The 10480-nt window shown below is 43.7% G+C and carries 8 protein-coding genes and 1 tRNA gene; 2 read left to right on the forward strand and 7 right to left on the reverse strand.

Annotated features, from left to right (window positions below):
* Window positions 1–3: 3 nt before the first annotated feature.
* The 3 genes from oadA to DBZ36_RS13900 form a co-directional block, all read right to left on the reverse strand.
* Window positions 4–1791 (reverse strand): sodium-extruding oxaloacetate decarboxylase subunit alpha, encoded by a 1788-nt coding sequence (gene oadA / locus DBZ36_RS13890; RefSeq protein WP_120355548.1) that lies wholly within the window; start codon window positions 1789–1791, stop codon window positions 4–6.
* Window positions 1792–1803: 12 nt separating this feature from the next.
* Window positions 1804–2058 (reverse strand): OadG family protein, encoded by a 255-nt coding sequence (locus DBZ36_RS13895; RefSeq protein ID WP_120355549.1) that lies wholly within the window; start codon window positions 2056–2058, stop codon window positions 1804–1806.
* A 553-nt stretch (window positions 2059–2611) separates the two neighbouring features.
* Window positions 2612–2704 (reverse strand) — tRNA-Ser (locus tag DBZ36_RS13900).
* Window positions 2705–2986: 282 nt separating this feature from the next.
* Here DBZ36_RS13900 and DBZ36_RS13905 point away from each other — a divergent pair.
* Both DBZ36_RS13905 and DBZ36_RS13910 read left to right on the forward strand, forming a co-directional pair.
* Complete coding sequence (locus DBZ36_RS13905) at window positions 2987–3175, forward strand: hypothetical protein (RefSeq protein WP_120355550.1); 189 nt, start codon at window positions 2987–2989, stop codon at window positions 3173–3175.
* A 127-nt stretch (window positions 3176–3302) separates the two neighbouring features.
* Entirely contained in the window at window positions 3303–4064 is a 762-nt protein-coding gene (locus DBZ36_RS13910) for a Wzz/FepE/Etk N-terminal domain-containing protein (RefSeq protein ID WP_120355551.1), read from the forward strand.
* 78 nt (window positions 4065–4142) lie between these two features.
* On the opposite strand, the gene csrA is transcribed toward DBZ36_RS13910, so the two are convergent.
* From csrA to gltX, 4 genes are all read right to left on the reverse strand, one after another.
* On the reverse strand, window positions 4143–4328 hold the full coding sequence (gene csrA, locus DBZ36_RS13915) for a carbon storage regulator CsrA (protein WP_120355552.1): 186 nt from the start codon (window positions 4326–4328) through the stop codon (window positions 4143–4145).
* Window positions 4329–4475: 147 nt separating this feature from the next.
* Window positions 4476–5690, reverse strand: coding sequence for an aspartate kinase (locus DBZ36_RS13920; RefSeq protein WP_120355553.1), 1215 nt, complete (start codon window positions 5688–5690; stop codon window positions 4476–4478).
* Between the two features lie 24 nt (window positions 5691–5714).
* Window positions 5715–8345, reverse strand: a complete 2631-nt coding sequence (alaS, locus tag DBZ36_RS13925) for an alanine--tRNA ligase (protein ID WP_120355554.1) — start codon at window positions 8343–8345, stop codon at window positions 5715–5717.
* A 331-nt stretch (window positions 8346–8676) separates the two neighbouring features.
* On the reverse strand, window positions 8677–10155 hold the full coding sequence (gene gltX / locus DBZ36_RS13930; protein ID WP_120355555.1) for a glutamate--tRNA ligase: 1479 nt from the start codon (window positions 10153–10155) through the stop codon (window positions 8677–8679).
* Window positions 10156–10480 lie beyond the last annotated feature (325 nt).

Raw genomic sequence — 10480 nt, forward strand, 5'->3', positions numbered from 1 at the left:
TCCTTAAGCGATGCTAACAAGGGCTTCGCCCACTTTAACTGAATCGCCTTCTTTTACCACAACCGTAGTAATTTGGCCTGACTTAGTCGAGCGGATTTCAGTTTCCATTTTCATCGCTTCGAGAATGATAAGCACATCACCCTCGGTAACGCTTTGTCCCTCTTTAACCATTACTTTAAATACGTTACCGGCTAGTGGCGACGGAATATCCTCTCCTGCCCCTGCTGGTGCTGCCGCAACGACTGGAGCACTACTGCTAGCGACAGCAGCAATGCCATCGATACTGCCTTGCGGACCGACTTCAACATCATACAACTGACCGTCAACTCGTACTGAGTACTGCTCAACCGCTCCGGCTTGCACCGCTGCTTTTGCTGGTGCAGCTTCAGCTATTGCCGATTCAAGTGTCGGTGCAGGTTCAAAGGCATCCTTGTTACCGCGATTTTCCAAAAACTTCAGTCCAATCTGCGGGAACAATGCATAAGTGAGTGCGTCGTCAATGATGTCGTCAGCCAGTTTAAAGCTATTCTCTTTGGCCAGCTTTTGGATCTCGGTATTCAATGATTCCATTTCATCGTCGATGAGATCTGCTGGTCGACAAGTAATTGGAGTTTCGTCACCAAGTACGCGTTTTTGAAGTTCACTGTTAAGTTCGCCTGGAGCTTTACCATAGCGTCCGGCCAGAATGCCTGTAGTTTCTTTAGTAACAGTCTTATAGCGCTCGCCTTGCAGCACGTTAATAACCGCTTGGGTACCGACAATTTGAGAAGTCGGGGTAACGAGAGGGATGTAACCTAAATCTTTGCGTACGCGAGGGATTTCCTCAAGCACTTCATCTATTTTGTCAGCTGCTCCTTGCTCTTTAAGTTGACCTTCCATATTGGTGAGCATGCCACCTGGAACTTGAGCAATCAAAATTCGAGAATCGATGCCTTTTAGGCTTCCTTCAAATTTGGCATATTTTTTCCGCACTTCTCTGAAATACGCTGCAATCTCTTCTAGCTTAAGTAAATCAAGACCGGTTTCACGTTCTTGCCCTTCTAGCATCGCAACGACGGTCTCAGTAGGCGAGTGACCATAAGTACAGCTCATGCTTGAAATTGAGGTATCTAGAATATCGATACCGGCTTCAATCGCTTTAAGGTGGGTCGGCAAACTAAGTCCGGTTGTTGCATGGCAATGCAGCGCTAGCTCCACGTCAGTCTCAGCTTTAAGGCGTTTAACAAGTGTTTCAGCTTCATAAGGCTTGAGCAATCCAGCCATATCTTTAATGCATATAGAGTGACAACCTAAATCTTCAAGCTGCTTGGCAAGATCAACCCAGTTTTCAATCGTATGAATAGGACTAGTTGTATACGAGATAGTCCCTTGAGCATGAGCACCACATGCAACGGCTGCTTTTACGGCGGTCTGGAAGTTACGCGGATCGTTCATCGCATCAAAAATACGAAACACATCCATTCCGTTAGTAACAGCGCGTTCTACGAATTTTTCTACGACATCATCAGCATAATGACGATAGCCTAAAAGGTTTTGTCCACGCAGTAACATTTGCTGGCGCGTATTGGGCATCGCTTTTTTAAGTGCACGTAAACGCTCCCATGGATCTTCACCTAGATACCGGATACATGCATCAAAAGTAGCGCCTCCCCATGTTTCGAGAGACCAATAACCAATTTGGTCAAGTTTCTCTGCAATAGGAAGCATATCTTCTAGACGCAGTCGCGTTGCAAGAAGCGATTGATGGGCGTCACGTAAAACCACATCGGTGAGAGCTAGAGGCTTTGTCATAAGAAGAAGTCCTTATACTTTATGATTGTTTCGATACTGTTGAACGGCAGAGCTAATCACCGCGACTAATTTCGGGTCTAATTTTGAATGTTGGCTTGTACTATTTGGATTTGAAGTTTGGCTTGGAATGCTGTCATCAATTGGGGGAGCAAGCTTAGCCAGCTGCTGGGTCGCTGCTACTAAGAGAGTCAAAAAGAAAAATACAGCAATCATCCCAATCGCCATCATACTAGCCGCTTGCATAAGTTGCGGTGCAATATCTGTCATCAGTCTATTCCATAACTAATCTTGGACGCTAGAATTACACGCTGATTGTGAAAAATCAAACGTAGTTGTTGAATATATATGCACTAAGCGCACAGTTTTATGAACTTAAGACATTTTTGAGTCCTAAGCCCACAAATACTAACAAATGATAATCCATAGAAAGGCGCTATTGGTCACAGCTTTTACTGAGAAAACTGTAAATTGAGAGTCTGTTGATCTAAGTCATACCGCAGTCTACAAAAGATTTGTTGCGTTAAATAACGCATTTAATTGCAGAATTAGACAAGTTGTTAAAATCTTGTAAATGTAGCCCCTGAAAACTGACATTAATACTAAATACGAGAAAACAATTGGATTTTATATTGGTAATTAGTGAACAAGAAACTAGAAATGAAGAGATGGCGCGCGTGGAAGGATTCGAACCTCCGACCGCCTGGTTCGTAGCCAGGTACTCTATCCAGCNNNAGGATTCGAACCTCCGACCGCCTGGTTCGTAGCCAGGTACTCTATCCAGCTGAGCTACACGCGCTTCACTTATACACTTCGAAATCGATGGCGGTGAGGGAGGGATTCGAACCCTCGATAGGGCTACAAACCCTATACTCCCTTAGCAGGGGAGCGCCTTCGGCCACTCGGCCACCTCACCGCTGATTTCGGATGCAGATATTACCGTCTAAAAAAATTCTGTCAAAGTTTTTTTTACACTTTCATCGCGTTCGGTCAATACTCCAGCGATTCGTCTAATAAATAGCACAAAACCAGCTAAAAACCCGGCAAAACAGTTTTCAACTTTCAAATTAAGTTTCGCATTACTCGACTTGATTACTGCGAGCTAAACGCAAATGTATCAATTTTTGAGCAAGATCGCGTTGTAGCAAGTATTGCTCAACTATAATGAAATCATAATCCCGATTCAGAGGGTATCCAAATGCAAGACTATGGACTTCTGATCAATGGTTCTCCGCTGGCAAAAGCAGTGCATTGGCTGAGCCACCAGCATGCACATGACAAAAAAACAGTTTATGCCGCCGCCCTTCGTTTCGACCTAAATATTAAGGACGAGCAGTTTCTAATTGAACACTTCGTTTTTGATCAAGATGTGAACCCAATGAAATAGTTACAGGGTTAGTAATAATTCAGTGTAAAATTGTCACGTATACAATTATTCTAGATCAGCTAATACTCTTCATATGCTAAGCTAAGCATTCTTTTATAGATACTTGTACTTAGATTGGAACTAATACGTGAGTAAAGAAATTCAAACCTCAAATAATCCACCGATTGACTACCGATTAATGACACCTTCTCAAGATGATGAGATTGACCTACGCGAGTTATTTTTAGCTATTTGGAAGCAAAAGTGGTTTATTATGGCTTTTAGTGTCTTGTTTGCTATTGGGGGGGCGATATTCGCACTGAAATCACCCAATATCTATGAGTCAAAATCTGAGTTAGTTATCGCTATTGACCCTTTTGGTCTTGGCAGAGACTTTCACGAAAGTGTAAATGAAGTTTACCTCGGTATTACTTCAAACAAAGTGATTTCGATTGTAGAACATCAAACTGAGCAAAACCTATCTTTAAATTTTAGCTTAGACTCAAGAAATAGGAAGATTTTGGTATCAAAACAAGGAACAAGTGCTAACGACGTATATAAAGAGGTTAAAGCTTACACCGATAATATCAATCAAATTTTCACAGCTCTAAAGGAGTCCCAACTTCAAAGTACTGTCCCTTCTCTAGAAACCACTATAAATAAACAAAGCAGTCAAGCTATCCAAAAGGTTTTAGCTGAACGATACGCACAACAGATCTACAAAATATCTCTATTGCAAAGTCCTAGCTTTGAACTGATTCACTTGACTAAAGAACCTTTACAAGCGAGCACTCATATAAAACCAAAACGCGCATTAATTGTAGTCTTGGCAACACTGCTCGGCGTTATGTTGAGCTTAGCTATAGTATTAGTCCGCTATGCCTTTCGAAAGCCTGATGCTGAATCATAAGGCACTTCTTACATAGTTGTTCCTAAAGAAAAAAAGCAGGCCGAAGCCTGCTTTTTAATATGTACGAGCTCCAGAGCACTATGCTTGCGCGGGTGCACCCTTTTCGGCTTGGATACGTAGGTAAATCTCTTCGCGGTGAACAGAGACCTCTTTAGGGGCGTTTACGCCGATGCGTACTTGGTTACCCTTTACACCCAAAACTGTAACCGTGACTTCATCACCGATCATAAGCGTTTCGCCAACTCGGCGAGTCAAAATAAGCATGTTGTTGCTCCTTAATCCTTTTAGAAAATATATGAGTCTATTTAATCAATAATTATAATTTTAGACTATAGGTAGATCCCCCTAGGGGACCTATTGTTTTTAATTAGCGCAATGAATGAACCTTCACAATGCGTAATTCCTTTCGCGCTATTGTTCAAGCCCAAATGCGGCGTGTAACGCACGCACACTTAGCTCTAAATACTTCTCATCGATAATTACCGATACTTTAATTTCTGAGGTTGAAATCAACTGCATATTGATACCTTCTGTTCCAAAGGTTTCAAACATAGTCTTAGCAACGCCTGGATGATTCATCATCCCAACCCCAACTATTGATACTTTAGCTAATTCTTGCTTACCTTGCACCTCACGCGCACCTAAATTATCAGCTATTTGTTCCAACAAGCGATTTGCGCGGGAAAAATCTTCTCTTTTCACAGTGAAAGTAAAGTCTGCAGTACCATCACCCATTGAATTTTGGATAATCATATCAACATCAATGTTCGCTTCACCAATGGGCGCCAATATTTGCGCCGCCACAGCGGGCTTATCAGGAACCCCTAATACGGTCAAACTTGCTTCATCTCTTGAAAAAGCAATACCGGAGATAACTGGCGATTCCATCTTGTTTCCCTCATAACTAATTAGCGTACCCTCGCCGTCTTCAAAGCTTGATAATACGCGCAACGGTACATTGTATTTTCCGGCAAACTCTACTGCTCGGATTTGTAAAACTTTAGCCCCTAGGCTGGCCATTTCAAGCATCTCTTCAAAAGTGATACTTGCTAAACGTTTTGCTTTTGGCTCAACGCGTGGGTCGGTCGTATAAACACCATCGACATCGGTATATATTTGGCACTCATCGGCTTTTAATGCGGCGGCTATCGCAACTGCAGTTGTATCTGAACCCCCACGTCCAAGTGTTGTTATACGATTGTTCTCACTTCGGCCCTGAAAACCAGCCACCACCACAACTTTGCCGTCATTTAAGTGGCTTTGCATATGCTGACTATCAATATCGGTTATTCGAGCCTTGCCGTGCGAATCATCCGTATGCATACGAACTTGATCACCAGTCATTGATATGGCGTCACATCCTCGCTTTTGCAAGGCTATGCTTAATAATGCAATCGTAACTTGTTCGCCGGTCGACACCAGTACATCTTTCTCAGCTTCGCTAGCATTGGGATCAAGCGCTTTGGCTAGGCCCAACAGCCGGTTAGTTTCACCCGACATTGCTGATAGTACTACCACTACTTCATCGCCCTGTTGACGATGCTTTATTACTCGCTCGGCTACGGCTTCGATACGCTCAATGCTACCGACCGAAGTTCCGCCGTATTTCTGGACAATTAATGCCACGTTCGTTCCTTCAAAAAATTAGTATTAGTCGCTCAGTTGCGATGACAACCATTGCTTAACTGCATGCAAAGCTTCAACAACACCTTCAGGTTTTGTGCCACCCGCTTGCGCCATATCCGGACGACCTCCGCCTCTACCATCAATATATGGCGCGGCTTGGTTAACTATATCGCCTGCTTTTACTTTGGATACAAGGTCTTTAGTCACACCGGCTATCAAATTAACTTTGTCGCCATTAACCGTCGCCAGTAACACCACACCAGACTCAATTTGAACTTTTAAGTCATCCAATGTGCCGCGCAATGTTTTGACTTCAACTTCATCCATCGCTGCGATCAGAACCTTAACGCCATTGATAGTTTGGATATTATCAAGCAGTTGATTCCCGGCATGCGAAGCAAGTTCTTGCTTCAAACGGTCTATTTCTTTTTCCATCCAACGACCACGGTCAATAATTTGCGCAAGTTTTTCTTTTAAAGAAAATTGGTCGCCTTTGACTAACTGCGCCGAATCATTAAGTTCAGTACCAACGCGGTGGATTAAATCGATAGCAGTTTGCCCGGTGACAGCCTCAATACGGCGCACTCCAGCAGCAACGCCACTTTCATTGGTGATTTTGAAGAAACCGATGTCGCCAGTGCGTCCAGCATGAGTGCCACCGCAAAGCTCAGTCGAAAAATCACCCATACGAACAACACGCACATCATCGTCATACTTTTCGCCAAACAAAGCCATTGCACCGGCCGACTTAGCGCTATCCAAATCCATAACTTGCGTTTCAATAAGGTTGTTACGACGAATTTGTTGATTAACCAGGTGCTCTATTTGGTGCACGGTTTTGAACGACAGGCCTTCCAAATGAGAGAAGTCGAAGCGTAAGCGATTAGCCTCAACTAAGGAGCCTTTTTGCGTCACGTGTTCACCTAGCGTTTCGCGCAAAGCCGCGTGCAGTAAGTGAGTAACACTATGGTTTAATGCTGTATTCCAGCGCTGTCTTGAATCAACCCGCGCTTTAACACTATCGCCAATTTGCATTGCACCGGCTTCGACATAGCCCATGTGCGCGTAGGCTTTTCCAACTTTAGTGGTGTCTTTAACGATAAAACGCCCTTCAGCGAATTCAATTTCACCGCTGTCACCTGCTTGGCCACCGGACTCGGCATAAAATGGGCTTTGGTCTAAAACCACCAAGGCTTCATTGCCAGCCACAATACTGTCACAAGGTTCGCCATCAACATAAATGGCCGCTACCGTACCTGAACTATCTAAGCTGTCATAACCCAGGAACTTAGTCTCACCTTCAATAACAAGATTGTCATTATAGTCAGTACCAAAATTACTTGCCTTTTTGGCTCGAGCTTTTTGCTCAGCCATAGCGGCGTCAAAGCCATGTTGGTCAATATCAAAGTCGCGTTCGCGAGCAATATCAGCCGTAAGATCCGCTGGGAATCCATAAGTATCATACAGCTTAAATACAATACTCCCTGGAATCGTCTTAGAATCAAGCCCTTCCAGCTCTTCGTCTAATATCTGAAGGCCTCGCTCCAAGGTCTTCATGAACTGCTCTTCTTCAAGACGTAGCACTTTTTCTATCACCGGACGCTGTGATGATAACTCTGGATAAGCCTCGCCCATTTGTTCAATGAGTGTGCCTAAAAGTTTATAAAAGAATACGTCTTGTGCGCCTAACTTGTGCCCGTGGCGAACTGCACGTCTGATGATGCGGCGTAACACATAGCCACGACCTTCATTTGAAGGCATCACACCATCAGCGATCAGAAACCCACACGAGCGGATATGGTCAGCAATTACGCGTAGACTCTTTTGCTCTAAATCTTCAGTGCCTACTAACTTGGCGGCTCCGGCAATCAAATGTTGGAAAATATCGATTTCATAGTTGGAGTGCACGCCCTGCATAATCGCGGCAATTCGCTCTAATCCCATGCCCGTATCTACGGAAGGATTAGGTAATGGGTTCATGCTGCCATCGCTTTGACGATTAAATTGCATGAAAACCACGTTCCAGATTTCTATGAATCGATCGCCGTCTTCTTCTGGAGTTCCGGGAGGACCACCCCAAATATGTTCGCCATGATCATAGAAAATCTCGGTGCATGGACCACAGGGGCCGGTATCACCCATCTGCCAAAAGTTATCTGACTCAAATGGCTTGTCACTACTTTTATCACCAATACGAATTACACGCTCTGCAGGTACCCCGATACGATTAACCCAAAAATCGAATGCCTCGTCATCACTTTCATAAACGGTAACCAGAAGCTTTTCCTTTGGCAAACCAAGAACACGCGTTAAAAAATCCCAAGCATAATCAATAGCGTCTTGTTTGAAGTAATCGCCAAAACTAAAATTACCAAGCATTTCAAAAAAAGTATGGTGACGCGCCGTATATCCAACATTGTCTAAGTCGTTATGTTTACCACCCGCTCGAACACAACGCTGAGACGACGTTGCGCGACTATATGAACGAGGCTCAAGACCTAAAAACGTATCTTTAAACTGATTCATACCCGCATTGGTAAATAGCAGTGTGGGGTCATCTTGAGGGACTAGTGAACTACTAGCGACAATTTGATGCTGTTTTGACTCAAAATAGTTCAAAAAAGCGTCACGGATCTGAGCTGACGTCATGTTCATCAAAAATATTTCCTAGGATAAATCTTAAGCAGCGGTTTAATCGCAGTCGACTTGCGTAAACCAAAAAATAATGTCGGCCAATATAGCATGCGACATTAGAGATACCAACGACTTAAGCCGCGGTTGAAAGCCTTGCAGGGTCATATAAGCAGATTATTTTGCGTCAAGCTGTAAGTTGAATTGTTGGAAATACGACCGGTATTACGTTAAACCGTTAGCAAAGGTACTTTTGTGCAAAATTCTATTGGCAATAGAATGCAATCTTTTTGTAGCGCGAACATCAATAACAGCAACGCTTTAACTGCTATTGATGGTCTTAGCGCTTAATAAACTAGCCGAAGGTTCGGTAAGCTTTATCTAGCGATTTGGCTTGTTTTTTACTAACGCCTATATGAGCTAGGGCAACTCTTAATCTGGCTCTAGTCATGTCAGAACCAAGAATCTCCATCGCATCTACAACTGATATTGACGATTTTTTCCCCGTAATCGCAACAAAAATAGGCTCAAGGGCATCGCGAATTTTTAGTTCTAGGTGCTCAGATATGTGTTTAGCGATGGCAAATATATTGTCTTTGTTCCAGTCACTTAAACCTTCTAATTGCCAAATCATGAATTGTAGTAACACGCGTACTTTTTCTTCTTCTACTTTACCGTTACTTAACTCAGAAGGATCGTACTCTGGAATACCAGACACAAAATGACCTGCAAGTGGTGCTAGATCGGAAAACACCTCTAAACGACTTTTCGCCTGAGGCAATATCTTCATCAGGGTTTCACGATTGTAAGCCCAGTCAATAATGCGCTGTGCAAGTTGCTCGTCACTTAGCTCTTCTCGCATCCATAGGCCATTGAGCCATTTTAGCTTTTCAACATCAAACACTGGACCACCGAGTGACACACGTTTCATGTCGAAGTTCTCAATCATGTCAGCCAGTGAGAATTTCTCGCGTTCATCAGGCATTGACCAACCCATGCGGCCCAAATAGTTCAATAGTGCTTCGGGTAAAAAACCCATTTTGCGATAGTAATTCACACTAGTTGGATTTTTACGCTTGCTAAGTTTTGATTTATCCGGATTACGAAGCAGTGGCATATGCCCTAATACAGGCGCCTCCCATCCTAAATCTTGGTATAGTTTTAACAATTTGGGGGCAGAATTTAACCATTCCTCGCCACGAAACACGTGTGTGATTCCCATTAGGTGGTCATCGACAACATTCGCAAGAAAGTATGTTGGCAAGCCATCAGCTTTCATAAGCACTTGCATATCTACTTGCGCCCAAGGAATTTCTACTTGTCCACGCAAATAATCTTCGAAGCTAAAGCTACCTTCTTCAGGGATTTTCATTCGAATTACATATGGGTCGCCAGCAGCTAAACGCTGTTGTATTTCCTCAGCGCTGTGTTTAAGGCCTCGACCATCATACTTAGGCTGTTCACCAGCAGCCATTTGTTGCTTGCGCATTTCATCAAGCTCTTCACTTGTCGCAAAGCAATAAAAGGCGTGGCCTTGGTCAATAAGTTGTTGCGCATATTGCGAGTAGATATCACTGCGTTCACTTTGACGATATGGACCGTATTCTCCCCCGCAATCTGGACCTTCATCCCACTGCAGGCCGAGCCAACTTAGACTTTCATAAATAGCCATCTCTGACTCTTTTGAACTGCGCGCTTGGTCCGTGTCTTCAACTCGTAAAATAAATTCACCACCATGCTTTTTTGCAAACGCATAATTGAACAACGCAATATAGGCTGTTCCAACATGTGGGTCACCGGTTGGTGAAGGGGCAACGCGAGTACGAACGGTCATAGTAGATTCTCTTTAAAGACAAGGAGCGATAATTCGCGAATACTAGCATAATCGGTGCGCGAATCCACAAATCTAGTCTATGAAAGTAAGGGCGCTGGAAAGTGATAAACGTAACTATTCCGACCCTGTATCTTGCTTAATAATTCAACGAGTGTGGTGAAAAACCCCATATATCGCACAAAATCCGTGCAAACGATTTATTTGCTTCATTTTGCCGTTGACAGCAAATGAAACCTACCTATAATACGCCCCCACAAGAGATGGTCGCTTAGCTCAGTTGGGAGAGCATCGCCCTTACAAGGCGAGGGTCACTGGTTCAAGCCCA

Origin of the sequence: Alginatibacterium sediminis (genome assembly GCF_003610775.1) — a bacterium.
In the GTDB taxonomy this organism is placed as follows: domain Bacteria; phylum Pseudomonadota; class Gammaproteobacteria; order Enterobacterales; family Celerinatantimonadaceae; genus Alginatibacterium; species Alginatibacterium sediminis.

Excerpts from the sequence above, each read along its gene's own strand:
- DBZ36_RS13905 (WP_120355550.1), top strand. The coding sequence starts at position 2,987 with ATGCAAGACTATGGACTTCTGATCAATGGTTCTCCGCTGGCAAAAGCA.
- DBZ36_RS13895 (WP_120355549.1), bottom strand. The coding sequence starts at position 2,058 with ATGACAGATATTGCACCGCAACTTATGCAAGCGGCTAGTATGATGGCG.
- oadA (WP_120355548.1), bottom strand. The coding sequence starts at position 1,791 with ATGACAAAGCCTCTAGCTCTCACCGATGTGGTTTTACGTGACGCCCAT.
- csrA (WP_120355552.1), bottom strand. The coding sequence starts at position 4,328 with ATGCTTATTTTGACTCGCCGAGTTGGCGAAACGCTTATGATCGGTGAT.
- alaS (WP_120355554.1), bottom strand. The coding sequence starts at position 8,345 with ATGAACATGACGTCAGCTCAGATCCGTGACGCTTTTTTGAACTATTTT.
- gltX (WP_120355555.1), bottom strand. The coding sequence starts at position 10,155 with ATGACCGTTCGTACTCGCGTTGCCCCTTCACCAACCGGTGACCCACAT.